19 protein-coding genes are annotated in these 24,337 nt (G+C 72.1%); 10 read left to right on the plus strand and 9 right to left on the minus strand.

Features of this window, described 5'->3' with window-relative positions:
• Nucleotides 1-105: 105 nt before the first annotated feature.
• A complete protein-coding gene (locus tag FFT09_RS21190) occupies nt 106-936 on the plus strand; it encodes a DeoR/GlpR family DNA-binding transcription regulator (RefSeq protein WP_081190429.1) in 831 nt (276 codons plus the stop codon).
• Nucleotides 933-2,105 (plus strand): galactokinase, encoded by a 1,173-nt coding sequence (galK, locus tag FFT09_RS21195; protein ID WP_138383781.1) that lies wholly within the window; start codon nt 933-935, stop codon nt 2,103-2,105. Before FFT09_RS21190 ends, galK begins: the two co-directional genes overlap by 4 nt.
• Before the next feature lie 25 nt (nt 2,106-2,130).
• On the opposite strand, the gene FFT09_RS21200 is transcribed toward galK, so the two are convergent.
• Together FFT09_RS21200 and FFT09_RS21205 are read right to left on the minus strand one after the other, a co-directional pair.
• A complete protein-coding gene (locus FFT09_RS21200) occupies nt 2,131-5,118 on the minus strand; it encodes a 3-keto-alpha-glucoside-1,2-lyase-like domain-containing protein (RefSeq protein ID WP_138383782.1) in 2,988 nt (995 codons plus the stop codon).
• 216 nt (nt 5,119-5,334) lie between these two features.
• On the minus strand, nt 5,335-7,863 hold the full coding sequence (locus FFT09_RS21205; protein ID WP_138383783.1) for a LamG-like jellyroll fold domain-containing protein: 2,529 nt from the start codon (nt 7,861-7,863) through the stop codon (nt 5,335-5,337).
• 347 nt (nt 7,864-8,210) lie between these two features.
• Between FFT09_RS21205 and galT the strand changes: the two genes are divergently transcribed.
• The 3 genes from galT (at nt 8,211) to FFT09_RS21220 (ending at nt 11,382) form a co-directional block, all read left to right on the plus strand.
• Nucleotides 8,211-9,287 (plus strand): galactose-1-phosphate uridylyltransferase, encoded by a 1,077-nt coding sequence (gene galT / locus FFT09_RS21210; RefSeq protein ID WP_138383784.1) that lies wholly within the window; start codon nt 8,211-8,213, stop codon nt 9,285-9,287.
• 106 nt (nt 9,288-9,393) lie between these two features.
• Entirely contained in the window at nt 9,394-11,094 is a 1,701-nt protein-coding gene (locus FFT09_RS21215) for a sodium:solute symporter family protein (RefSeq protein WP_081190434.1), read from the plus strand.
• A gap of 12 nt (nt 11,095-11,106) precedes the next feature.
• On the plus strand, nt 11,107-11,382 hold the full coding sequence (locus tag FFT09_RS21220; RefSeq protein WP_081190435.1) for a hypothetical protein: 276 nt from the start codon (nt 11,107-11,109) through the stop codon (nt 11,380-11,382).
• A gap of 99 nt (nt 11,383-11,481) precedes the next feature.
• On the opposite strand, the gene FFT09_RS21225 is transcribed toward FFT09_RS21220, so the two are convergent.
• Nucleotides 11,482-12,195: a GNAT family N-acetyltransferase gene (locus FFT09_RS21225; RefSeq protein ID WP_138383785.1), complete on the minus strand. Its 714-nt coding sequence runs from the start codon at nt 12,193-12,195 to the stop codon at nt 11,482-11,484.
• A 112-nt stretch (nt 12,196-12,307) separates the two neighbouring features.
• Here FFT09_RS21225 and FFT09_RS21230 point away from each other — a divergent pair, with 112 nt between their 5' ends.
• Nucleotides 12,308-13,132, plus strand: coding sequence for a TetR/AcrR family transcriptional regulator (locus FFT09_RS21230; protein ID WP_138383786.1), 825 nt, complete (start codon nt 12,308-12,310; stop codon nt 13,130-13,132).
• A 113-nt stretch (nt 13,133-13,245) separates the two neighbouring features.
• Entirely contained in the window at nt 13,246-14,037 is a 792-nt protein-coding gene (locus tag FFT09_RS21235; RefSeq protein ID WP_244231451.1) for a hypothetical protein, read from the plus strand.
• A 126-nt stretch (nt 14,038-14,163) separates the two neighbouring features.
• Here FFT09_RS21235 and hutI read toward each other — a convergent pair whose 3' ends face one another.
• The 5 genes from hutI to hutH are packed head-to-tail and all read right to left on the minus strand — an operon-like array spanning nt 14,164 to nt 21,041.
• Nucleotides 14,164-15,339: an imidazolonepropionase gene (gene hutI / locus FFT09_RS21240; RefSeq protein ID WP_138383787.1), complete on the minus strand. Its 1,176-nt coding sequence runs from the start codon at nt 15,337-15,339 to the stop codon at nt 14,164-14,166.
• Nucleotides 15,336-16,643, minus strand: coding sequence for a formimidoylglutamate deiminase (locus FFT09_RS21245; protein ID WP_138383788.1), 1,308 nt, complete (start codon nt 16,641-16,643; stop codon nt 15,336-15,338). Before FFT09_RS21245 ends, hutI begins: the two co-directional genes overlap by 4 nt.
• A complete protein-coding gene (locus tag FFT09_RS21250) occupies nt 16,637-17,848 on the minus strand; it encodes an allantoate amidohydrolase (RefSeq protein WP_138383789.1) in 1,212 nt (403 codons plus the stop codon). The genes FFT09_RS21245 and FFT09_RS21250 overlap by 7 nt, the downstream gene beginning before the upstream one ends.
• Nucleotides 17,845-19,506 (minus strand): urocanate hydratase, encoded by a 1,662-nt coding sequence (hutU, locus tag FFT09_RS21255; RefSeq protein WP_138383790.1) that lies wholly within the window; start codon nt 19,504-19,506, stop codon nt 17,845-17,847. The genes FFT09_RS21250 and hutU overlap by 4 nt, the downstream gene beginning before the upstream one ends.
• Nucleotides 19,503-21,041 (minus strand): histidine ammonia-lyase, encoded by a 1,539-nt coding sequence (hutH, locus tag FFT09_RS21260; RefSeq protein WP_138383791.1) that lies wholly within the window; start codon nt 21,039-21,041, stop codon nt 19,503-19,505. Before hutH ends, hutU begins: the two co-directional genes overlap by 4 nt.
• Nucleotides 21,042-21,127: 86 nt before the next feature.
• Here hutH and FFT09_RS21265 point away from each other — a divergent pair, with 86 nt between their 5' ends.
• Together FFT09_RS21265 and FFT09_RS21270 are read left to right on the plus strand one after the other, a co-directional pair.
• Entirely contained in the window at nt 21,128-21,904 is a 777-nt protein-coding gene (locus FFT09_RS21265; protein ID WP_138383792.1) for an IclR family transcriptional regulator, read from the plus strand.
• 102 nt (nt 21,905-22,006) lie between these two features.
• Nucleotides 22,007-23,245 (plus strand): NAD(P)/FAD-dependent oxidoreductase, encoded by a 1,239-nt coding sequence (locus FFT09_RS21270; protein WP_138383793.1) that lies wholly within the window; start codon nt 22,007-22,009, stop codon nt 23,243-23,245.
• Nucleotides 23,246-23,260: 15 nt separating this feature from the next.
• Here FFT09_RS21270 and FFT09_RS21275 read toward each other — a convergent pair whose 3' ends face one another.
• Nucleotides 23,261-23,632 (minus strand): hypothetical protein, encoded by a 372-nt coding sequence (locus tag FFT09_RS21275; protein WP_138383794.1) that lies wholly within the window; start codon nt 23,630-23,632, stop codon nt 23,261-23,263.
• 107 nt (nt 23,633-23,739) lie between these two features.
• Between FFT09_RS21275 and FFT09_RS21280 the strand changes: the two genes are divergently transcribed.
• A complete protein-coding gene (locus tag FFT09_RS21280; protein ID WP_081190444.1) occupies nt 23,740-24,318 on the plus strand; it encodes a TetR/AcrR family transcriptional regulator in 579 nt (192 codons plus the stop codon).
• Nucleotides 24,319-24,337 lie beyond the last annotated feature (19 nt).

Here is a 24,337-nt window from a genome sequence, read left to right on the forward strand (position 1 = left end):
TGGCCCTACTCACCCGAGCGGGGCGCTCGATAGGCTTGGGAAAATGTGCGATCCTGTGCTCCTGTCGGTGCGCGGGAGCGGGGCGCGAGCGAGGAGGCGGGGCCCATGTTGGCGAGCCAACGCCGGTCGCGGATCCTGGAAGAGATCCGCAGGTCCGGGGCGGTGCGGGTGAGCACGCTGGTCGACCGGCTCGGGGTGTCGGACATGACCGTGCGCCGCGATCTGGAGGTGCTGGCGCAGCAGGGCCAGGTGCAGAAGGTCCACGGCGGGGCCGTGCTGCCCGGCGGTCGCAGCACCGAGGAGCCGGGCTTCGCGGCCAAGTCGAACCGCGAGAACGACGAGAAGCTGGCCATCGCCGCCGAGGCGGTGCGCCTGGTGGAACCGGGCATGGCGGTGGGCGTGTCCGCCGGCACGACGACGTGGACGTTCGCGCGGCTGCTGCGCGACCTTCCCGACATCACGGTGGTCACCAACTCGGTCCAGGTCGCCGACCTGTTCTCGCGCCAGCCCCGCACCGATCAGACCGTGGTCCTCACCGGCGGCATCCGCACGCCGTCGGAGGCGCTGGTGGGGCCGTTCGCGGTCAGCGCGATCCGTTCGGTGAACCTCGACATCATGTTCATGGGTGTCCACGGGATGGACGTGCGCAACGGCTTCACGACGCCGAACCTCATGGAGGCCGAGACGGACCGCGCGTTCGTCGAGGCGTCCCGCCGGTTCGTCGTCCTCGCCGACCACACCAAATACGGCGTGCTCGGCATCAGCACCATCGCCGACATCGACGCCGCCGACGTGCTCGTCACCGACTCGGGTCTCGCCGCCGAGACGCGGGAGGCGCTGCGCGAGCGCGTGGGCGAGCTGGTCGTGGTGGACGCCGCCGACACCGAGGGGACCGACGGCCCCGCCGAGACAACGGAAAGTGAGCCCACCGCATGACCGACAGCACCGTCACCGCCCCGGATGTGACCGGTGTGGCCTCGGCGTTCGCCGAGACGTTCGGCCGCGGCGCCGACGGCGTGTGGGCCGCGCCGGGCCGGGTCAACGTCATCGGCGAGCACACCGACTACAACGACGGTTTCGTGCTGCCGATGGCGCTGCCGCAGAGCGTGCTCGTGGCGGCGGGACACTCGCGGGAGGCGGGGCTGCGCGCGGTGTCGTTGCAGGAGGACGGCGGCCCGGTGAGCATCGCCGCGGAGGCCGCGCCCGGCGACGTCACGGGCTGGGCGGCCTACGTCGCCGGTGTGGCGTGGAGCCTGCGCACGGCCGGGTACGACGTCGGTGGTGTGGACCTCGTGGTGGACGGCGACGTTCCGGCGGGTGCGGGCCTGTCGTCGTCGGCGGCGCTGGAGTGCGCGGTGGCGTGTGCGCTGAACGAGTTGTTCGGCCTCGGGATCGCCCCCGCCGACCTGGCACGGCTCGCGCAGCGGGCCGAGAACGACTTCGTGGGCATGCCGTGCGGCGTGATGGACCAGATGGCCTCGGTCTCCGGCTCGGAGGGGCACCTGCTGTTCCTCGACACGCGCTCCCTGCTGACCCAGCAGGTACCGTTCGATCCCGCCGACCACGGCCGCACCCTGCTGGTCGTGGACACCCGCGCTCCCCACCGGCTGGTCGACGGCGAGTACGCCGCGCGGCGGCGGGACTGCGAGGCTGCGGCGCGGGCGCTGGGCGTGGCGGCGTTGCGGGACCTCTCCCCCGAGCTGCTGCCCGGCATCGCCGCACGCTGGGACGGCGACGTGCGCTACCGCAGGGTGCGCCACGTGGTCACCGAGAACGACCGCGTGGCCGAGGTCGTGCGGCGCCTGCGCGCGGACGACCTGGACGGGATCGGCCCACTGCTCACCGCCTCGCACGCCTCCCTGCGCGACGACTACGAGGTCACGGTGCCGGAACTCGACACCGCGGTGGAGGCCGCGCTCTCGGCCGGGGCACTGGGTGCCCGCATGACCGGCGGCGGCTTCGGTGGGTGCGTCATCGCGCTGGTGCCGGTCGAGCGCGCCGACGCGGTGCTGGCCGGAATCCGGCGGGCGTTCGCGGCGGCGGGCTTCACCGAACCGCGCGCGTTCGCCGCCACCCCGGCGGCGGGAGCGCGCCGGGTCCGCTGAGTGAGCGGACCCGGCGCACCCGGACTCAGCGGATCGGCTCGATCCAGATGTCGCGGTAGCGCACCTCGTTGCCGTGGTCCTGCAACCGGATCGCACCCGCGTCGGGACCCTCCGGTGCGCCGGCACCGGTCGGCCCGCTGATGGCCACGTCGTCGTGGACGGTGACCCCGTTCCACACCACCGTCACCCTGGCGTCCTCCACCTTGTTCCCCGCGTCGTCGAAGCGCGCCGCGCGGAACGTGATGTCGTAGCTCTGCCAGGTCTCCGGTGGCCTCGCCGCGTTGACGTCGGCCGCTTTCTCGTTGTAGATCGACGCCGCGTCGTTGGTCTTCAACGGGTCCACACCGTAGGAGTCGAGTACCTGGATCTCGTACCGCTCCTGCAAATACACCCCGCTGTTGGCGCGGTCCTGGCCGGTGACGTCCGGTGGGTACTCCGGCAGCCAGAACTCGACGTGCAGCCGGAAGTCCTCGAACGCCTGCTCGGTGCGGATGTCACCGCAGCACACCTCCATCGCCCCGTCCACCAGCGGCCACTGGGCGGTGCTGCCGTCGAGGTGCTGCCACGCGCCGCGGTTCTCGCCGTCGAACAGCGTGATGCGCTCGCCCTGACGGTGGACGGTGAGCAGGTCCAGGTTCACGTGCCCGGTGTCGTCGGGACCGTGGGTGTAGGTGATGGTGTTGCGCCCCGCTCGCAGGTCCAGCGACTCGGTGGCGGTGGACCAGCTCTGCCAGTTCCGCGTGCTGGGCAACTCGATCTGCTGCGGCGAACGCCCGTTGACCGACACGCTGAGGGTTTTGGTGCCCTCGAACGGGTTCGGCCCGTTGGAGTAGCGCAGCCCGACGTCGTGCGGCCCGCCGCGCTCCGTGGTGACCTCGAAGGTCGTGCTCGCCCCCTCGGTGCCGTAACCGTCGACGAACCCGCCGCCCGAGTGGCCGGGGTGCTCGGTGTCGATCGCCGCACCGCCGGAGAGCTTCGCCTGCTCGGCCTCGTAGGTGGTGACCGGCTGCTCCGCACCGGGAATCCGGTTGAGCGTGTACCAGGCCTCGGTGCTCCACAACGGCTGCCCGTCGGCCGAGCCGAACGGCCGGGGCGAGCGCACGTGGACCACGCGGTCCCGCTGGAGTCCCGGAATCGCCAGAGTGACCGTCTTGCGGTCCTGCGACACCGTCGCCGAGGTCACCGGCAGGGTCTCCTCGTCGACCTTCGGCCCGCCGTAGGACGGCGTCGGCGCGTACCGCCACTGGGTCACCTCGTACCGCTGTGCCAGCTCGCTGATCGTGTCGTCCGACAGCGGCTTGGTGTACTCCAGCTCGAACCCGCCGGACACGGCACGCATGGCGAGGATGTCGAACGCGTCGTTCCCGTCCGGGGACAACTTCTGCAGGCCGTAATCCAGTTTGCCCGCCTGGCCCCAGTTGCCGCCCGCGCCGAGGCCACCGAGGTAGATGGCGCCGTCGGGGCCCCGGGTGATGCGGTTGACGCCGACTTCGAGACCCTGCGTCATCCGGAACACCGCGCCCTGGTACTGACCCTTCACCTTCTCCAGGTGCGCGCGCTGGATGCCCCCGTAGGTGACGTCACCGAACAGCAGCTGTCCCGCGAACGGTCCCTTCTCGACGTGCAACGGAGTACTCGGCGAGTTGGCGATCTCGTTCTGCGGCAACCACAGCACCGGATTGGTCACGGGCTGGTCGTCGAACGGGCCCGGCGGGTTGGTGTAGTGGTTGAAGAACCGGTCGGGCTTGACGTGAACGAGCTTCGACGCGGGCAGCCAGCCGCCCTGGTTGTCGGTCACGAACAGGCCGTCGTCGGGACCCCAGGCGATGCCGTTCGGCGTACGGAGGCCGCCCGCGATGTAGGACACCTCGCCGGTCTCGCGGTTGACCTTGATGGTGGTCCCCCGGTTCTCCGAGGGCTGCGGGTCGGTCGTGGCCCCGCCGTAGTCGATCGCCACCGACAGGTTCAGGTAGAAGTGCCCGTCCCGGTAGAGCAGGCCGAAGGCGAACTCGTGGAAGTTGTCGCTGAACGGCCAGGTCGCCACCGTGTCGTACTCGTCGACGACCTCGTCGCCGTCGACATCGACCAGCTCCGTCAGCTCGTGCTTCTGGGAGACGTAGATGCTGCCGTCGACGACCTTGAGCCCCATCGGCTCTTTCAGTCCCTCGGCGACGCGGGTCACCGTCACGTCGTCCTGACTGGTGTCGCCGGTGACGTTGTCGAGCAGGTAGACCTCGCCGTCGACCGTGTCGGTGCCGCCCCACGTCGCGACGGCGAGCCTGCCGTCGGGCATCCAGTCCATCGCGGACACCTGGGGCTCGAAGCCCTCGGGCCGCAGATCGGTCAGCTCGTAGTTCGGATGCACCGCGTTCAGCGGCATGCCGTCACCCGGTGAGTCGGTGCCCGCCTCACACTCCTTGCGGCCGGGTGCCGTGACCCGCACGACGTCGGCATCGGTGCTCAACACCGATTCCGGCACCACCGTGAAGTCGCTCGCACCCGGAGGCCGCCACTCCAACGTGACCTGCTGGCCGCCGGTGCGGTCGAAGTGTTCGATGAACAGCGAGTGGTATCCGGCGGACAGCTCGGTCGTGCCCTCCTTGGGCTCGGCGCCGTGCAGCCCGTCGTGGTCGACGACCACCTCGTCGTCGAGACTCAACCGCGAACCGTCGTCGCTGGTGAGCCGGAAGGTGTACTGGCCGTCCTCGGGAACGTCGAGGTTGGCGATGGTGTGGGAGACGAAGTAGTCCTCGATCCCCCCGAAGTCCTCGGTGGAGCTCCAGTCGATGTCGGGACGCAGCCGGTCGACGTTGGGTGTCTGCCCGGCCTTGAGTGTGCAGATCTCGTCCATCGGCAGCTGCACGTCGAACACGCGCTGGGTGACGCCCGGTTCCTGGGGCGGCAGGTCGGACTGCGCGGCCGCCACCGGCGGCCCCAGTCCGCTGACCACGGCCGACGCGGCGAGAAGAGTGACCAGCCGCCTCCGGCGGCGTTGGGACGGTCTCGGCTGCATGCATGCTCCTGGTGGCGGGTGGAGTTACAGGACCAGGCCGGAGCCTGTCGTTCACCGGGCAACACGGGCGACATGCCGACGCGTCGTGGAGGCGACGATAGGAGTCTTCTGCCTCGAAGTCGAGCGTCTTCTGTCGATTTACTACAAAACGAGCAACGCGACGATCAAAAGTGCGGAGGTGGGGCCGGGCAGCTCACCCGGCCCCACCTCGCGGTCTCAGTTCCGCGACGCCAGTTCGGCCACCTCGTGACCCGGCAGCGCGCGGTCGAAGATCCGCACGTCGTCGACGTCACCGCGCAGGTGGTCCACGTCCTGCCCGCCGTACTGGGCTCGGCCGATCACCGTGTCACCACTGCCGCCCGGCGACAGGCAGGCGTCACGCGCATCGGCCAGCTCCCCGTCCACGTAGAGGGACAGCGTTCCCTCCTGCGCGTCGCGCACCCCGGTGAGGTGATACCAGCGGCCCGGTTCGGGCTGCTCCGGCGACACCGCCCGCAGCCCGGCGAAGCTCATCGCCCACCGCTGGTCCTGCCCCGAATACTGGAGGAAGAAGGCGCTGTTTCCGCCCGTGTCCTGGCTGACCGCCGTCTGGAACCCGGTTCCGGCCTCGTCGAGCCGCACCCACGCCGACACCGAGTAACTGCCCTCGGGGTCGACGAGCTGCGCGCCCGTGTCGGCCTCACCCGCACCCTCGAACGACACGGCGCCGCCATCGACCCCGTCCGTCCACTCGGCACCGGTGAGAGCGGCGTCGGCGTCGCCCACGGCGTCGCCCGCCACCGAACCCGAGCCCTCGTCGAACGGGTAGGCGTGGACGCCGTCGAGCCCAGGAGTACCCGGGTCCGGCTCGGGACCTCCGTCACCGCTGCCGTCGGCCCCGGCGATGATCTCCTCGTTGACCTCCCGCACGGCGTCGAAGTCCATCTTCTCGACCTGCCGGTCGTAGGTGAAGAAGCCGTTCACCTCGTGTTCGACGTCGGTGAGCTGCGTGTAGACCGCGCCGCTGATCCCGCACCGTCTCGCCGCGTCGAGTACGGCGCGCTGGTTGTCCACATAGGCCGCGGTGAGGCTCTGCTGGTCGGGCAGCATCTGGTACGCGTGGCCCTCGCCGAACCACATGTGGTCCTCGACCTCGAGGCCGAAGCCGCCGTGCTCGCCGTCCATCGACATGCGCGTGCCGTCGGGAGCGGGCGTGGCGGGTCCGACGTAGGCGTGCCAGTCGATGACGTGCCCCGCACCGGAGTCACCGAGCGAGTCGCAGCAGTTCACCCCGCTGTGCGCGTTGACGAGCCGCGTCGGGTCCTGCTCCGCGAGTTCCCCCGCGATCCGGCCGGTGGCCTCGCGGGACCATTCACCCCAGCCCTCGTTGAACGGCACCCAGCCGATGACCGAGGTCCAGTCCTTCTTCTGCTCCACCAGCTCGTGCAGCTCGGTCTCGAACTGGGCGGCGGCGTCGGCGGGCGGGCGGCCTCCCGTCCGCATCGACGGCATGTCCTGCCACACCAGCAGCCCCAGCCGGTCGGCGTGGTAGTACCAGCGATCCGGTTCGGTCTTGATGTGCTTGCGCACGGTGTTGAAACCGAGCCGCTTGTGCTGTTCGAGGTCCCACCGCAACGCCTCGTCGGTCGGAGCGGTGAACAGCCCGTCGGGCCAGTAGCCCTGGTCCAGGGTGGACATCGAGAACAGGATCTCGCCGTTGAGCGTCATGCGCAGCTTGCCGTCCTCGCCCTCGGTCATGCCCACCTCGCGCATACCGAAGTAGGACGACACCCGGTCCACCGGGCGGTGCCCGTCGCGCAGCACGACCTCCAGGTCGTACAGGAACGGGGAGTCGGGCGACCACAGCTTGGCGTCCGGCACGGGCAGCGTGAGGGCTTCGTCGGCGCTACCCCGCGTGCGGCTGACGACACGGCGGCCGTCGCGCACCACGGCCTCCACCGTCATGCGCCCGTCGCCGCCCGTCGTGTTCGCCGTCAGCGCCAGGGTGGAGTCGTCGATGTCGGGGACCATGTCGAGGTCCGCGACGCGCCCCTCGGGCACCGGCTCCATCCACACCGTCTGCCAGATCCCGGAGGCGCTCTCGTAGAAGATGCCGCGATCGGGCACCCTGCGCTGCTTGCCGACGGGCTGCCAGGTGGCGTCGGTGCGGTCGGTCACGGCCACGACGATCTCCTGCTCGCCCCGGCCCGTGAGCGCGTCCGTGACGTCGGCGGAGAACGCGCCGAAGCCGCCGGTGTGCGAGGCGACCTCCTGCCCGTTGACCCAGACCGTGGCCTCGTAGTCCACGGCACCGAAGTGCATCGTGAGGCGGTTGTGGTGGCCGATCCGCCACTTCTCCGGCACGTCGAAGGTGCGGCGGTAGAACATGTGGTCCTCGTGCCGCTGGATGCCGGACAGCGCCGACTCCGTCGGATAGGGCACGAGAATGCGCTCGTCCAGCGGCTCGCCGAACTCGGGCCGCTGCCCCTCGGCGGCGCCCGCGAACTCCCAGACGCCGTTGAGGTTGCGCCACTCCGGACGGGTGAGCTGGGGCCGGGGATACTCGGGCAGCGCGTTGCGTGGTGACACGTCGTCGGTCCACGGGGTCGTCAGGCGCGCTTCGCCCGGGGTCCAGCCGTCGGAGGGCTGCGCGGCGGCCGTCGGCGTGAGCGCGGCCGCCGTCAGTAGCGCGGACAGGACGGCCAGCACGGTCCGTTTGCGGGACCGGCCGCCGCGTGGTCGGGTCGGTGGTGCGAGTGACAGCACAGTCGAACACCCTTCTCACCTGGGGGAGCACCGGCCTCGTCGCCGGCGCCAGGCACGCCGGGTACACACGGATCTCACTCCGGCGTGAAGCATTTCACACAGGGCTTGCCGCGAGTGTCAACAGTTACGAGCAGAATCGACCAGCTTCAAACAGGAGACAGTCGACCACCTCTGCTCAGGGCCAGCACGCTGCGTGGAAAACCGCGCGGCCGGACGGGTGAACGACACTCGATCGGCCCAGTCGCAGAAATACCGCCTGGTGGAACCCTGGCCTGTTGGTTTGTGTTGCTTCATGGTTGAATGCCCTGCGATCGGCACATCGAGTGACTTCGAAGGAGACGGGCCCGGTGAAGAGGACGCGCACGACCCTGGCCGACGGTCGCGATCTGCTCTACTTCGCCGCCGACGACGAGCCCACACCCCCGGCGCCGCCCGACCTCCGCGACCTACCCCCCGTCAGCACGGCGTCGCAGCTGCGCTGGGACCCGCTGCTCGACGAGTGGGTCATGATGGCCTCGCACCGACAGCACCGGACGTTCATGCCCGCGCGCGACGAGTGCCCGCTCTGCCCCTCCCGGCAGGGCAGGCGGACCGAGATCCCCGCTGCCGACTACACCGTCGCGATCTTCGAGAACCGCTTCCCGAGCCTGTCCACCGAAGCCCACCCCGACACCGGGGACGTGGCGCACCCGCTGGTGGACGTGCGCCCCGGCTACGGCCGCTGCGAGGTGGTGTGCTTCACCAGCGACCACAACGCGCGGTTCGCCGACCTCGACCCTCGGCAGGCGCGCCTCGTCGTCGACGCATGGGCGGACCGCACCACTGAACTGTCCTCACTGGACGGAGTCGAGCAGGTTTTCTGCTTCGAGAGCCGGGGCCGCGAAATCGGCGTCACGCTGTCGCACCCCCACGGCCAGATCTACGCCTACCCGTTCGTGACTCCCCGGACCCGGCGGATGCTGGAGGTCGCCCGGCGCCACCGCGAGCGCACCGGCCGCGACCTGCACAGCGACGTCGTGGCCGCCGAACGCGCGGGGTCGCGGGTCCTCGCCGAAACCGCACACTGGGTCGCGTTCGTCCCCGCCGCCGCGCGATGGCCGGTGGAGGTCCACCTGTATCCGCTGCGCCGGGTCGGCACCATCCCCGAACTCACCGGCGAGGAACGGGACGACTTCGCCCGGCTCTACCTCGACGTGCTGCGCCGGTTCGACCGCCTGTACGACGCCCCGCTGCCCTACATCTCGGCGTGGCACCAGGCGCCGGTCACCGACGACGAGGACCTGAGCCGGCTGCACCTGCAACTGTTCTCGGTGCGCCGCTCCGCGGACAAGCTGAAATACCTGGCCGGGTCCGAGTCCGGCATGAACGCCTTCATCACCGACGTGCTGCCCGAAGACGTCGCACGCAGGCTCCGGGAGGTGTAGCCATCGGCCGACGAGCATGAAACTCCCCGTACGCGGCGGCGACGGCGCCCCGCGTAGTGGTCCCCGACGAAATTCCGTGCCTACTCGTTGACACCGGAGGTGGGCCGTGCACGTCCTCGCTGAAGCGGACCTGCGGCTAGATGCCAACGCGATCGACTACCTGTTGCTCGCATTCTATTTCGTACTCGTACTCGGTATCGGCTATCTGGCCCGCAGGCAGGTGTCGACGAGTCTCGACTTCTTCCTGTCCGGCCGGTCGCTGCCCGCCTGGGTGACCGGACTCGCCTTCGTGGCCGCCAATCTCGGCGCCATCGAGGTCATGGGCATGTCCGCCAACGGCGCCCAGTACGGGATGCCGACCGCGCACTACTTCTGGATCGGCGCGGTCCCGGCCATGCTCTTCCTCGGCATCGTGATGATGCCGTTCTACTACGGTTCCAAGGTGCGCAGCGTGCCCGAGTTCATGCTGCGCCGCTTCGGCAAACCCGCGCACCTGGTCAACGGGATCAGCTTCGCGGCGGCGCAGATCCTCATCGCCGGGGCAAACCTGTTCCTGCTCGCCACCGTGGTGAACCTGCTGCTCGGCTGGCCGATCTGGGTCTCGGTGATCCTCGCGGCCGTCATCGTGCTGGTCTACACCGCACTCGGCGGGCTGTCGGCCGCCATCTACAACGAGGTGCTCCAGTTCTTCGTCATCGTGGCCGCACTGCTGCCCCTGACCATCGTCGGGCTCGCCGAGGTCGGCGGCTGGCAGGGCCTCGTCGACCGCGTGTCGGGCGGCCCTGGTGGCGCCGAGCAGTTGGAGACCTGGCCCGGCAACCAGCTCACCGGCTTCGGCGACAACTTCCTCTCGGTGCTCGGCCTCGTGTTCGGTCTCGGCTTCGTGCTGTCCTTCGGGTACTGGACGACCAACTTCGTCGAGGTTCAGCGCGCGATGGCGTCGAAGAGCATGTCGGCCGCGCGCCGCACCCCGATCATCGGGGCGTTTCCCAAGATGCTGGTGCCGTTCATCGTGATCATTCCCGGCATGATCGCGGGCGTCACGGTCACCGAACTGGCCGGGGAGAACAAGGAAGCGCTGCTGGCCGGTGAGGCCGCGCCCAGCGGAGCCACCTTCAACGACGCGTTGCTGCTGCTCATGCGCGACCTGCTGCCCAACGGCATCCTGGGGATCGCGATCGCCGGTCTGCTGGCGTCGTTCATGGCGGGCATGGCGGCCAACCTCAGCTCGTTCAACACGGTGTTCACCTACGACATCTGGCAGGCCTACGTCGTCAAGGACCGCCCCGACAGCTACTACCTCAAGGCGGGCCGGGTCGTCACCGTCTGCGCGACGATCCTCGCGATCGGCACGGCCTTCATCGCCGCGTCGTACGCCAACCTGATGGACTACCTCCAGCAGCTGTTCTCGTTCTTCAACGCACCGCTGTTCGCGACGTTCATCCTCGGTATGTTCTGGAAGCGGATGACGCCCACGGCGGGCTGGACCGGTCTGGTCAGCGGGACACTCGCCGCGGTCGGCGTGTTCCTGCTCGCCGAAACCGGTGTGTGGGACCTGCCGGGTCAGGGCGCGTCGTTCGTCGGTGCCGGTGCGGCCTTCGTGGTCGACATCGTGGTGAGTGTGGTCGTCACCTACGCCACCCAGCCGAAGCCGGAACCGCAGCTCGTGGGGCTCGTCTACTCGCTGACGCCGAAGGAGACCCTGAAGCACTCGACCAGTGGCGAGGACGCGGGCTGGTACCGTCGCCCGGGCCTGCTGGCGGGCATCGTGCTGGCCGTCACCATCCTCTTCAACATCATCTTCTAGGAGGCGGGAACCATGACGAACTCCTCCGGCGCCAGCCGCGCGAAGGCCTTCGACGTCCGGCTGGTGATCGCACTCCTGATCGGCGTCTACGGCGCCGTGCTGACGGTGCTGGGGATCGGCTTCACCAGCGAGGACGACCTCGCCAAGAGCGCCGACATCAACATCAACCTGTGGACGGGGCTCGCGATGCTGGTCTTCGCGACGGCGTTCGTGCTGTGGGCGCGGTTGCGGCCGGTCGTCGTCCCGCCCGAGGAAGCGGAACGCCTCGAACAGGACAAACACGACTGAACTCCTGATCCGGTGAGTGGCGGCCATCCGCGACGGGTGGCCGCCACCGCCGTGTCCGCAGCCCACGTAGCCGTGTCCGCAGCCCACGTAGCCGTGTCCTCAGCTCCCGTAGCCGTGTCCGCAGCTCCCGTAGCCGTGTCCGTAGCTCCCGTAGCCGTGTCCGCAGCTCCCGTAGCCGTGTCCGGTCCGCCGCTCACCCGCACCAGGGGGCATCCGCCACATCGGGCGCAGCGGTGGTCCACCATCGGGCAGTGCGATCGGTTCGCCCACCGGACGGAAGCCGTGCCGCGCGTACAGCGCGGCGTTGCGCTCGGTGCTGGCCTCCAAGTACACGGGACGGTCGTCGGCCGCCGCCATGGCCAGGCCGAACCCCAGCAGAACTCCCCCGACGCCCCGGCCACGCGCCCGCGGCAGTACCCCCATCGAGGCCAAGTACAGGTGGCGTGTGTCGGGATGCCTGACCGACGTCGCGGCGAGCACCGTCGCCGTGCGTGCCAGCACGGGATCGGCCCGGCGCCGCACCTGCTCGGCGAGCTCGTCGGCCTGCTCCCGCAACGGTCGCGCCGAGTCGAGGCGAAGCCATGTCGACACCCCCACCATGTCGCCGTCGGCATCGTCGGCGACGACGACATGGCCACCCCGGACTGCCTCGTCCAGCGACTCGTCCCACGTCGCCGTCTCCTGCCCACCAGGCGCCGCCGACATCACCCAGCGCGTGACGGCTTCGTCCTCGCAGCTGCGCTGGTAGGTCGTCACCACCCGCTCCAGGTCGGCGGTCGCGGCCACCCGGGCCGTCACGGCGGTTTCGGTCATCGTGTGCTCCTGACGTTGTGTCCGAACGTGTCCGAATCCGAGTCTCGCGGCGCACCCGGGGGCGATCGAGTAGTTTCGTCACACAGAACCGGTGTGACGAAAGGGGGGTGCCGTGCCGTGCGCGCAGTGTGGCGAGCCCTTCCGTGCCGCGGGGCAAGGCAGGCCCCGTCGCTACTGCGGGCGCGCGTGCCAGGCCCGCGCCTACCGCGCCCGCCGCGACGGTGACGACCGTGCTCGGCGCGCGGCGACCCCGTCGAGATCGAGCCGAAGCAGGGTTTTCGACCGGACGACGCTCGTCCGCACCGCCATCGACATCGCGGACGCGCACGGCATGGCGGCGCTGTCGATGCGGGCACTCGCCGCGCGGATGGACGTTCCCGCGACGTCACTGTACCGGCAGGTGTCGTCCAAGAACGAACTGATCGCGGCCATGATCGACACGGCGTTCGGAGACCTTCCGCTGTCGCAGCCGTGTACCGCCGAGTGGCGGGCTCTGCTGGAGCGCGAGGCCCACCGGGAGTGGGAGCTCTACCTACGGCATCCGTGGCTGCTGGAGGTGCTGAACACCACTCGCCCGCCGCTGGCTCCGGAGGTGCTGGCGGCCACGGACCGCGTCTTCGCCGCGCTGTCGGGTCTCGGTCTCGACCGTGAGGCGCAACTGTCGGTGTATCTCCTCGTGAGTGGCTACGTGCAGGGCATGGCCTCCATGGTGGCGGCGAGCCGCCGGAGCGCCCGCCAGACCGGGATCAGCGAGCGGGACTGGTGGTCGACGCAGCGGGGCAAGCTGACCGGACTGCTCGACTCGGACCGCTATCCGTGGTTGAGCGAACTGGCCGCGGCCCGGCCGTCCGCGACGCGCGCGGACCTCGACCGCTGGTTCGAGTTCGGCCTGCACCGGCTACTCGACGGCGTCGCGGTGTTCGTGTTAGCCCCCTGACGCCGTGTCCGCAGCCCCCGTAGCCGTGTCCGCAGTCTGCGTAGCCGTGTCCGCAGCTCGCGGACACGGTGTGGGTCGTGGCGTGCGGGATGGCCGGGAGTTACGGTGCCGCGGTGACGAGAACGACCGACACCACCGCGCGGCGGGCAAAGCCCTTCCGGTCGCGGTGGAACGGCAACGCCGTGTTGGCTGTCGTGGGTGTCGCCAGCTACGCCCTGACTCTCACCATCGCGAGCGACACGTTCTTCCTGCTCGCGGTACCGGGCATGCTCGGGCTGACGACGGTGGTGATCGTGGCCGTGTACCACACCCAGCGGAGGCCCCTGCCCGACGTCGACGTTCCTGCCGACGGTGCGCGGCTCGGTCCTGTCGTACGACGGCACCGAATGCTGTTGCTGCGCCGATACGCGGCGCACGTCGCACTCGCGGTCGTGCTCTGCGGGGTCCCGTTCCTCGTGGAGGTCCGGGTGCTCTACCCGCTGGTGGGTGTGGGCGTGCTGATCGCGAAGATCGTGCATTACGTGCTGTTCCGACAGCTCGCGCTGCTCCGGGCGATGACGCGCGTGCTGAGTGTCTATGAACCCGGATTTCGCTCTCCGGTGCGAGTCGTGATGCGGGTGACGGGCGGGAAATGGTGTGTCACCGTCGGAGAGGGCGAGCAACGCACGGCGCGGATGGTGGCGTCCGGCGTCGTGGACCACCCGGCGGAACCTCCGGCCCTCGCCGACGGCGGCTGGTACGCCAGGGACGACGCGCTCGGCGGGGTGCTTGTCGTCGCCCGGACCGGGGAGACCCTGTGCCTGGTACCGCAGGACGGCAACACGCGGGTGCGCGAGCGCGGCCGCGCGAACGCGGAGCGGCAGGCCCGGGAGCGGGCGGCGGGACTGACCGGGCTGACGCCGTAGCCGGCCCCGCCGAACTACGGGAACCGCGGACACGGCTACACAACCTGCGGACACGGCTACGCAGGCTGCGGACACGGCCACACAACCTGCGGACACGGCTACGCAGCCTGCGGACACGGCTTCGGGTCAGACCTCCCTGGTGCCTCGGCGCCACACGGCGTGGGTCAGCGGGACTCCGGGGCGGTAGGCCAGGTGCGCCGCCGACGGCGCGTCGAGCACGTGGACGTCGGCGCGCGCGCCGGGGCACAGCACCCCCACCGCGCCGTCGCCCCGTTCGCGCCGCAGCGCCCGCGCCCCGCCCCAGGTGGCGGCGCGCACGGCCTCGGCGACGGTCATGGCCTGCTGCAACACCGCCGTGGCCACGCAGAACGCCATCGACGTCGTGTACGACGAGCCGGGATTGCAGTTCGACGCGAGGGCCACGGTGACTCCGGCGTCGAGCAGCCTGCGTGCGTCCGGCAGCGGCTGCCGCGTGGACAAATCGCACGCCGGAAGCAGCGTCGCCACCGTGTCCGACGCCGCCAAAGCGTCCACATCGGAATCGCTCAGGTAGGTGCAGTGGTCCACGCTGGCCGCCCCGTACTCGACGGCGAGCGCGGCTCCGGGGCCGTGGCCGAGCTGGTTGCCGTGGACCCGCAGCCCCAGTCCCGCGCGCGCGGCGGCACTCAGCACGCTACGGGTGGCGTCGGCGTCGAACGCTCCGCGCTCGCAGAACACGTCGGCCCACCGCACGAACGGCGTGACGGCGTCGAGCATCTCCCCGCCGACGAGCGCGGCGTAGTCCCCCGCCGTGCCCTGCCAGTCCGGCGGGACGACGTGCGCGCCCAGGAACGTGACCTCGTCGACGTGCTCGGCCGCCAGGCGGGCCGCCCGCACCTCCTCGGCGGTGGTGAGGCCGTACCCGGTCTTGGTCTCCAGGCAGGTCGTGCCCTGCCGGAGCGCCTCCGCCACGAGACGGCGCAGCGTCGCCGCCAGCACGGCATCGGAGGCGGCGCGGGTGGCCGCCACCGTGGTCGCGATGCCGCCCGCTCCGTACGGCTGCCCGGCCAGCCGGGCCGCGAACTCGGCGGAACGCTCGCCCGCGAACACGAGGTGGGTGTGGCTGTCCACCCACCCCGGCAGCACGGCACGTCCCTCGACGTCGACGCGCTCGTCGGCGGCGGGGGCCTGCCGCGCCGGACCGGCCCAGACCACGCGTTCGCCGGACAGCACCAGCGCCGCGTCGGCGAGGAGGCCGAGTTCGGCGTCGTTCGTCGTCAGTTCGGCGATTCCGGTGACGAGTGTCGCGGTTCCCTCGGTCACGCCCACAGCCTCCCGATCTCCTCCGCCAGCAGCGCGCCCACGTCACCCAGCATGGTGTGGACCCCGTCGCGGGCCACGACCCTGCCGCCGACCACCACGGTGGCGAGGTCGGCGGCGGAGGCCGCGAGCGGGAGCTGCGCGGGCAGGGCCCCCGCGGTCGCGGGGGTGTCGTCGCGCACCGCCACCAGGTCACCCGGTGCGCCGGTGGCGATGCGCCCCGCCTCGGGCCAGCCGAGCGCGGCATGCCCGTCGCTGGTGGCGGCGGCCACCAGCTCGCCGGGGCCGAACCGGCCGCGCTGCCCGGTACGCAGGCGCTCGCCGTACTCCAGTGCCCGCAGTTCGGCCAGCGGGTCGGCCACGGCGTGCTGGTCACTGCCGAGGACGACGGCGCACCCGGCCTCGGCCAGCTCACGCATCGGTCCGATGCCGTCGGCGAGATCGGCCTCCGTGGTCGGGCAGCAGCACACGGCCGAGCCGCTCGCGCCGAGCGTGGCGATGTCCCGGGCATCGAGGTGCGTGGCGTGGACCGCTGTCGTGCGCGGCGAGAGCACACCCGTGTCGGCGAGCAGGGCGACGGGGCCGCACCCATACGCCGCGCGGCACGCCTCGTTCTCGGCCGGTTGCTCGCTGACGTGGACGTGCAGTGGCCGCCCCGGCAGGGCGGCACCCAGCTCGGGCAGCGCCCCGGCGGGCACGGCGCGCACCGAGTGGACAGCCGCACCGACCCGCGTGCTGGCATCCTCGGGCAGCGCCGACACCCGTGCGTGCCAGGCCGCGACGTCGCCGTCACCGAACCGGCGCTGCACTCCGGCCAGCGGCTCGCCGATGGCCCCGGTGAGGTAGCAGGTGTCGAGCAGTGTGAGCCGGATACCCGCGTCGGCGGCGGCCTGCCGCAACGCCTCGCCCATCGCGTTGGCCTCGGCGTAGGGGCGGCCGTCGGCGGCGTGGTGCAGGTAGTGGAACTCGCCGACGCACGAGACTCCGGCCAGTGCCAGCTCGCCGTAGACGGCGCGGGCGAGCCGGTGGTAGGAGTCCGGGTCGAGGCGCTCCGCCAGCCGGTACATCGCCTCCCGCCAGGTCCAGAAGGTGCCCCGCCCGTGGTGAGTGCGCCCTCGCAGGGCGCGGTGGAAGGCGTGGGAGTGCGCGTCGGCGAACCCGGGCAGCACGACGCCGGGCAGCCGGATCGCCCCGGGTTCGGCCGGTGCCCGGCGGACCTCGGTGATCGTGCCGGCTTCGACGGTCACGAGGACCCCGTCGGTCACGCCGTCGGGCAGCCACGCCCGCTCGCACCAGTACCTCAGCACGACGGCCCCGCGAGGTGGGCGAGCGCCCGCGCCAGCGCGGTGACACCGGCTTCGCAGTCGTCGGCCTCGGCGTGCTCGGCCGGGGCGTGGCTCACGCCGGTGGGGTTGCGCACGAACAGCATCGCGGTGGGCACCCGCGCGGCGAGCACGCCCGCGTCGTGGCCCGCTCCGGTGGGCAGGGCGGGCACACCGCCGAGCGCGCCCGACACGACCTCGCGCAGTCCGGCGTCGAAGGTGACGGTGCCGCCGTAGGACTCCTCCCGCACGGAGAGCGTGCAGCCCTCGGCCTCGGCCGCCTCCCTGGCCGCCGCCACGACGTCCTCGACGACCCGCCGGGTTCCGGGCCCGTCGCTCGCGCGGGCGTCGAGCCAGGCATCCACTGTGGAGGGGATGACGTTGGTGCCGCCCGGGGTGGGCACGAGGCGGCCGACGGTCGCCCGCGCGCCGGGCACCGACGCCGCGGCCCGGCGCGCCGCCAGCACCAGCGACGCGGCGGGCAGCATGGGGTCGGCGCGGTCGGCCAGCGCGGTCGCCCCGGCGTGGTTGCCCTCGCCGTGCAACGTCAGCCGCCACCGGCCGTGCGCGAGGATCGACTCGGCCACTCCGACCGGCGCGCCGAGGTCCACGAGCCCCCGGCCCTGCTCCACGTGCAGTTCCACGAAGCAGCCCACCCGGGCCAGGCTCTCGTCGTCGCGGCCGAGCGTGGCCGGATCGAGGCCCGTGGCGCGCACGGCCTCCGCCAGCGTGACGCCGTCCGGATCGCGCAGCGCGCGGGCATGTTCGGCGTCGAGCGTCCCGGCCAGCAACCGCGAACCCAGGCAGGGCACGCCGAAGCGCCCGCCTTCCTCCTCGGCGAACACCACGAGCGCCACCGGCTTCGCTGGGACGAATCCCCGCGCGCGCAGCACGTCCACGGCCGCCAGGGCCGACACGACACCGAGCGGCCCGTCGAAGGCACCACCACCGGGCACGGAGTCGAGGTGGCTGCCGGTGACGACGGCGCCGGGCCCGGGCGTGCCCCACCACGCCCACAGGTTGCCGTTGCGGTCGACGTCGACGTCGAGTCCCCTGGCTTCGGCCTCGCCGGTGAACCACTCCCGCAGGGTGTGGTCCGTGCGGTCGAAGCCATGCCGGGAGTAGCCGCCCCGGACGCGGTCGGCTCCCACGTCGGCGAGCGCGTCCAGCAGCGGCACCGCGCGGCTCACGCGAGGTCCTCGCCCGCGCGCATCGGCACCCGCAGCCCCCGCCCGTCCGCCACCTCGACGGCCCGCCCGTACCCGGCGTCGGCGTGCCGCAACACTCCCGTGGCGGGGTCGTTGGTGAGCACGCGGTCGAGCTTGCGGGCGGCCAGCTCGGTCCCGTCGGCGACGGTGACCTGCCCGGCGTGGATGGAGCGGCCCATGCCGACACCGCCGCCGTGGTGCAGCGACACCCACGTCGCTCCGGAGGCCGTGTTCACGAGCGCGTTGAGCAACGGCCAGTCGGCGATGGCGTCGGAGCCGTCGGCCATGCCCTCGGTCTCACGGTAAGGGGAGGCGACGGAGCCGCAGTCGAGGTGGTCGCGCCCGATCACCACCGGAGCGGACAGCTCACCGCTCGCGACCATGTCGTTGAACCGCTGCCCCGCGCGGTCGCGCTCGCCGTAGCCGAGCCAGCAGATGCGCGCGGGCAGGCCCTGGAACGCCACCCGCTCCCCCGCCATCCGGATCCAGCGGGCCAGGCGGTCGTCGTCGCCGAACAGCTCCAGCACGGCGCGGTCGGTGGCCGCGATGTCGGCGGGGTCGCCGGACAGCGCGGCCCAGCGGAACGGGCCCTTGCCCTCGCAGAACAGCGGCCGGATGTAGGCGGGAACGAAGCCGGGGTAGTCGAACGCCCGCGCGCAGCCACCGAGCCGCGCCTCCTCCCGCAGCGAGTTGCCGTAGTCGAAGACCTCGGCGCCCGCGTCGAGGAAGCCGAGCATCGCCTCGACGTGCTCGGCCATCGACTCGCGGGCCCGGTCGGTGAACTCGTCGGGCTTGGCGGCGGCGTAGTCGCCCCAGTCCTCCGGCGCGACACCCTTCGGCAGGTAGGCCAGCGGGTCGTGGGCCGAGGTCTGGTCGGTGACGATGTCCACCTCGACACCCCGGCGCAGCAGCTCCGGCAGGATCTCGGCGGCGTTGCCGATCACCGCGACCGACAGCGGCTCACCCCCGCGCCGCGCGCGCTCGACGGTCCGGATCGCACTGTCCAGATCGGAGTCCACCTCGTCGAGGTAGCGGGTCGCCACCCGCCGGTGGGCCCGCTCGGCGTCGCACTCCACGACCAGAGCCACGCCCTCGTTCATGGTGACGGCCAGCGGCTGCGCGCCCCCCATGCCCCCGAGGCCCGCCGTCACCGTCACCGTCCCGCGCAGGGAGCCGCCGAACCGCTTCTCGGCCACGGCGGCGAAGGTCTCGTAGGTGCCCTGCAGGATGCCCTGCGTGCCGATGTAGATCCACGACCCTGCCGTCATCTGCCCGTACATCGTCAGGCCCAGCGCGTCGAGCCTGCGGAACTCGGGCCAGCTCGCCCAGTCGGGCACGAGGTTGGCGTTGGCGAGCAGCACCCGGGGCGCCCACTCGTGGGTGCGCAGCACTCCGACCGGGCGGCCCGACTGCACCAGCAGCGTCTCGTCCTCGCGCAGGTCGGTCAGCTCCCGCGTGAGGGCGTGGAAGCTCGGCCAGTCGCGGGCGGCCTTGCCGGTGCCGCCGTAGACGACGAGGTCCTCGGGCCGTTCGGCCACCTCGGGGTCGAGGTTGTTGTGCAGCATGCGCAGGGCGGCCTCGGTGGACCACGACCGTGCGGTCAACGCGGTGCCGCGTGCGGCGGTGACGGGTGTGCTCATGTCTGCTCCCCCCAGGCCCGTTCGGCGGCCCGCAGCGCGGTGCCGTGGCGGACCAGATCGGTGGCGGCGGCGATGTCCGGCGCCAGGTGGCGGTCGGGACCCGGCCCCGGCACGTGGGAGCGCAGCGCGGTGAGCGCGGCGGCGGTGGCGGGCGCGGGCGTCAGCGGGGCGCGCAGGTCGAGGGCCCGCGCGGCGGTGAGGAGTTCGACGCCCAGCACGGTGGCGAGCCCGTCGACGGCTCGGCGCAGCTTGCGGGCGGCGGACCAGCCCATCGACACGTGGTCCTCCTGCATGGCGCTGGTGGGGATCGAGTCGACGGAGGCGGGCACGGCGAGGCGCTTGAGCTCGGCCACGATCGACGCCTGGGTGTAGTGGGCGATCATCTGCCCCGAGTCGACGCCCGGGTCGTCGGCGAGGAACGGCGGCAGGCCCTGCGAGCGCGCGACGTCGAGCTGACGGTCGGTGCGGCGCTCGGCCATGCTCGCCACGTCGGCGACGGCCACGGCGAGGAAGTCGAGCACGTAGGCCAGCGGGGCACCGTGGAAGTTGCCGTTGGACTCGACCCGGCCGTCGGCCAGGACCACCGGGTTGTCCACCACGGCCGCGAGTTCGCGGTCGGCCACCGTCTCGGCGTGCGCCATCGTGTCGCGCGCGGCGCCGTGGACCTGCGGTGCGCACCGCAGCGAGTACGCGTCCTGCACGCGGGTGCAGTCCGGGCCACGGTGACTCGCCACGATCTCGGACGCGGCGAGGAACCGGGTCATCCGCTCGGCGGAGACCGCCTGTCCCGGATGGGGCCGCAGCGCCTGGAGGTCGGCGGCGAACGCGCGGTCGGTGCCGAGCAGGCCCTCGACACTCATGGCGGCCGTGAGATCCGCCGTGTCGAGCAGCAGGCGCAGGTCGGCCAGGGCGAGCACCAGCATGCCGAGCATGCCGTCGGTGCCGTTGATGAGCGCCAGCCCCTCCTTCTCACCGAGTCCGACCGGGGTGAGCCCCGCGTCGGCGAGGGCGTCGGCGGCGGGCCGGAGGACACCGCCGGCGTCGCGGACCTCGCCCTCGCCGACGAGGGCCAGCGCGACAGCCGACAGCGGCGCGAGGTCGCCGGAACACCCGAGTGAGCCGTACTCGTGCACCACGGGCACGATCCCGGCGTTGAGCAGCCCGGCCATCGCCCGCACCGTCTCGGGCCGCACGCCGGTGTGGCCGGTGGTGAGCGTGCGCAGCCGCAGCAACGCGAGCGCGCGCACGACCTCCCGCTCCACCTCGGGGCCCGCTCCGGCCGCGTGCGAGCGCACCAGCGACCGCTGGAGCTGCGCGCGCCGTTCGGCGGGGATGTACTTCACGGCCAGCGCACCGAAGCCGGTGGACACGCCGTAGGTCGGGCGGGGTGAGGACGCCAGCGCGGCCACGTGGGCGCGCGCCTCCGTCACCGCCTTCATGGCCTCGGGCGTCACCTCTACGGGCGCGCCGTCGCGGGCCACGGCGACGACCTGCTCGCGCGTCGGCGGGGTGAGACCGAGGGGTACTGCTCGCATGTCCCCATCACACCCCGCGCGGGGTTCGCGGGCGAGACCCCGAGGAGGGAGACTGTCTGGGATACCAGACCGGGAGGAGGTGTGCGGTGGGGCGCAGCAGTGACGTGCCCGCACTGCGGCGCGGCCTTTCGGTACTGCGCGTGCTCGCCGCGAAGGCGGAGCCCGTCACGGCCACCGCCGTGGCCCGTGAGTTGGGACTTCCTCGCTCGACGACCTACCACCTGCTGTCGGAGCTGGTCGCCGCGGGCTTCGCGACCCACCTGCCCGAGGAACGCCGGTACGGGCTCGGCGTCGCCGCGTTCGAGGTCGGGTCGGCCTACCTGCGGCACGACCCGCTGGAACGGCTCGCCCGGCCGCTGCTGCGGCGGCTGGTATCGCGGCTGGATCTGACCGCCCACCTCGGGGTACTGCACGGCGCGGAGACGCTGTACCTGGTGCGCGAACAGCCGCGCTGGCCGCTGGGACTCGTCACCGAGATCGGCGTCCGGCTGCCGGCGCAGCTGCCCGCGTCGGGGCGCGCGATCCTCGCGCACCTGCCCGCGGCCCAGGTCCGGGCCCTGCTGCCGGGGACGTTCGTGCGCCGCACCGGCAGGGGGCCCGGCGACCTGCCCGCGCTGCGCCGCCTGCTCGCGGCCGAGCGGCGGCGCGGCTGGACGGTGGAGGACGGCTTCGTCACCGAAGGCTTCGCCTCGGTCGCCGCGCCCGTGTTCAACCCCGACGGCAGGCCCATCGCCGCGATCAGCGTGACGTTCCGCCACGCCTGCGACGGCGAGACCCCGTGCGGGCGGGACTGGCTCGAGCGGGCGGCCGAGGTCCGTGCCACGGCCGCCGCGCTCACCGCCCGCGTCGCGGGCAGGACGTGACCCGCGACGCCGCCGTCACCGGCGCGCGCGGGTTGCGCGCGTGCGCGCCGGGTACTCGGATCGTGACCGTTTCCCTGCCACACCACGAAGGCGGTGATGGGCATGACGACCGGCACCGTCACGATCATCGGCGCGAGCCTCGCGGGAGCGAAGGCCGCCGAGGAGTTGCGCACCGAGGGGTTCTCGGGCCGGGTGATCCTGATCGGCGCCGAGCCCGATCTGCCCTACGAGCGTCCGCCGCTGTCGAAGGAGTACCTCCAGGGCGACGCCGAGCGCGCGAGCCTGGCCGTCCACGACGAAGACTGGTACGCCGACAACGACGTCGAACTGCTGCTCGGCACCGCGGCGGTCGAGATACACCGGGACACGCACGAGGTCGAACTGGCGGACGGCAGGCGGGTGCCGTACTCGGCGCTGGTGCTCACCACCGGCGCGAGCCCGCGACGACTGTCGCTGCCGGGGGCGGAACTCGCGGGAGTGCACTACCTGCGGGAGGTCGGGGACTCCGAGCGGCTGCGCGACGCCCTGCGCGCCGGGGGCAGGGTCGCGGTGATCGGCGCAGGATGGATCGGGCTGGAGGTGGCCGCGGCGGCCCGCCGCTACGGCTGTGAGGTCACGGTGCTGGAGGCGCAGGACGTGCCGCTGGCCTCGGCGCTGGGCTCCGAGCTGGGCGCCTATTTCGGGGACCTGCATCGCAGGCACGGCGTGGAGGTCCGCACCGGACACCGCCCCACCGCACTGGTGGGTTCCGACGGCCGGGTGATCGGCGTGAGTACCGACGCCGGTGACGACATCGCCGCCGACACCGTGGTGGTGGGCATCGGGGTGCGGCCCAACACCTCGCTGGCGCGGGGCTGCGGGCTGGCCGTGTCCGACGGGGTGGTGGTGGACGAGTACCTGCGCACGAGCGATCCGCGCATCCACGCGGCCGGTGACGTCGCCAGCGCCTACCGGCCCTGGTACGGCGGGCACGTGCGCGTCGAGCACTGGGCCGCGGCGCTGGGGATGGGGCCCTCGGCGGCCCGTGCGGTGCTGGAGCGCGGCGAGCCGTACGACGACCTGCCGTTCTTCTTCACCGACCAGTACGACGTCGGCATGGAGTTCGCCGGGTTCGTGGACCCGCGCCGGGCTCACCGCGTGGTGCTGCGCGGCGACGTGGACGCCGACTCCTTCCACGCGTTCTGGCTGGCCGACGGCCGGGTGGTGGCCGGGTTGCACGTCAACCGCTGGGACGACGGCATCGAGCCCGTCCAGCGGATGATCCGTGGCCACGCCGAGGTGGACGCGGCACTGCTGGCCGACACCACGGCGCCGCTGGGCGAGGTGGCGGCCTCCGTGTGACGAGCGCTCGGTGCCTCACACCAGAGCGAGCACGACGATCGCCACCACCGACAGCACGACCAGAGCCGCGCCCCAGGACAGCAGTCCTCCACCGTCGCGCGGGGCGCGCGGGGCCCCGGTGTCCATCCACCCCTGGGGCTGTGGCCCACCGGGCAGGTGTTCGGGACCGGGCACGAACTCGTGACGCTCCGGGACGTAGAGCCTCGGCCGGTCGCCGGTGTCGCCGGTGTCGGCGGTGTCGGCAAGTCCGGTCACCGGCGGAGGCTCGGGGGGCGGCGGCACGGCCGAGCGCTGCCTGCGCAGGCCGACCGCCGTCAGCACGATCCCCACCACTCCGACGAGCGCGGAGACCAGGGAGGCCCAGTGATCGGCGATCTCCAGCGACATGGGCAGGCTCCCGGGGCTGCGGTCGTCGGTGTTCGCCGCACAGCGTAGCGGTCGGATGTGACCACCGTCATCGTTCTCCACTCTCACCCGGTTGTACCATTCGGTACATGACCGACCCGGCCACCACGGGACGCGACCGGCTCCTGAGCCGGGCGATCGAACACTTCGCCGACCACGGCGTGACCGACCACAGCGTGCGCGGCCTCGCGAGCGCGATCGGCACGAGCCACCGGATGCTGATCTACCACTTCGGCTCCCGCGAGGGACTGCTCGCCGAGGTCGTCACCGTCATGGAGCAGCGGGAGCGGGACACGCTCGCCGAGCTGGAGGCGCAGGACCTTCCGCTCCGCGACGCCGTGTCCCGCTTCTGGACGGTGGTCAGCGACGCCGCCCAGCGGTACGGCCCGCTGTTCTTCGAGCTGTCGTCGCACGCGATGCAGGGACAGCCCCACGCGAGAACGCTGCGCGGCTCGCTGATCGCACCATGGCTCGACACGCTGACCCGCATCCTGCGGCGGGCGGGACACTCTCCGGACTCGGCGCGCCGGCACGCCCGGCTCGGGCTGGCCGTCGCGCGCGGCCTGCTCTTCGATCTCCTGCTCTCCGGCGACACCGCCGAGGTGGACGACGCCCTGCACCAGTTCGCCGACCTGGTACTGGCGCCGTCCGCCGAGAGCACCGCATGAGTCCAACGACGATGTTTCC

Origin of the sequence: Saccharomonospora piscinae, assembly GCF_005862235.1 — a bacterium.
Lineage (GTDB): Bacteria > Actinomycetota > Actinomycetes > Mycobacteriales > Pseudonocardiaceae > Saccharomonospora > Saccharomonospora piscinae.

What these genes read in the sequence shown, in the direction of transcription:
- hutU (WP_138383790.1), bottom strand. Translation starts at nt 19,506, where the DNA reads ATGAGCACACCCGTCACCGCCGCACGCGGCACCGCGTTGACCGCACGG.
- FFT09_RS21190 (WP_081190429.1), top strand. Translation starts at nt 106, where the DNA reads ATGTTGGCGAGCCAACGCCGGTCGCGGATCCTGGAAGAGATCCGCAGG.
- FFT09_RS21270 (WP_138383793.1), top strand. Translation starts at nt 22,007, where the DNA reads ATGACGACCGGCACCGTCACGATCATCGGCGCGAGCCTCGCGGGAGCG.
- FFT09_RS21220 (WP_081190435.1), top strand. Translation starts at nt 11,107, where the DNA reads ATGACGAACTCCTCCGGCGCCAGCCGCGCGAAGGCCTTCGACGTCCGG.
- FFT09_RS21280 (WP_081190444.1), top strand. Translation starts at nt 23,740, where the DNA reads ATGACCGACCCGGCCACCACGGGACGCGACCGGCTCCTGAGCCGGGCG.
- galK (WP_138383781.1), top strand. Translation starts at nt 933, where the DNA reads ATGACCGACAGCACCGTCACCGCCCCGGATGTGACCGGTGTGGCCTCG.
- hutH (WP_138383791.1), bottom strand. Translation starts at nt 21,041, where the DNA reads ATGCGAGCAGTACCCCTCGGTCTCACCCCGCCGACGCGCGAGCAGGTC.
- FFT09_RS21225 (WP_138383785.1), bottom strand. Translation starts at nt 12,195, where the DNA reads ATGACCGAAACCGCCGTGACGGCCCGGGTGGCCGCGACCGCCGACCTG.
- FFT09_RS21275 (WP_138383794.1), bottom strand. Translation starts at nt 23,632, where the DNA reads ATGTCGCTGGAGATCGCCGATCACTGGGCCTCCCTGGTCTCCGCGCTC.
- FFT09_RS21200 (WP_138383782.1), bottom strand. Translation starts at nt 5,118, where the DNA reads ATGCAGCCGAGACCGTCCCAACGCCGCCGGAGGCGGCTGGTCACTCTT.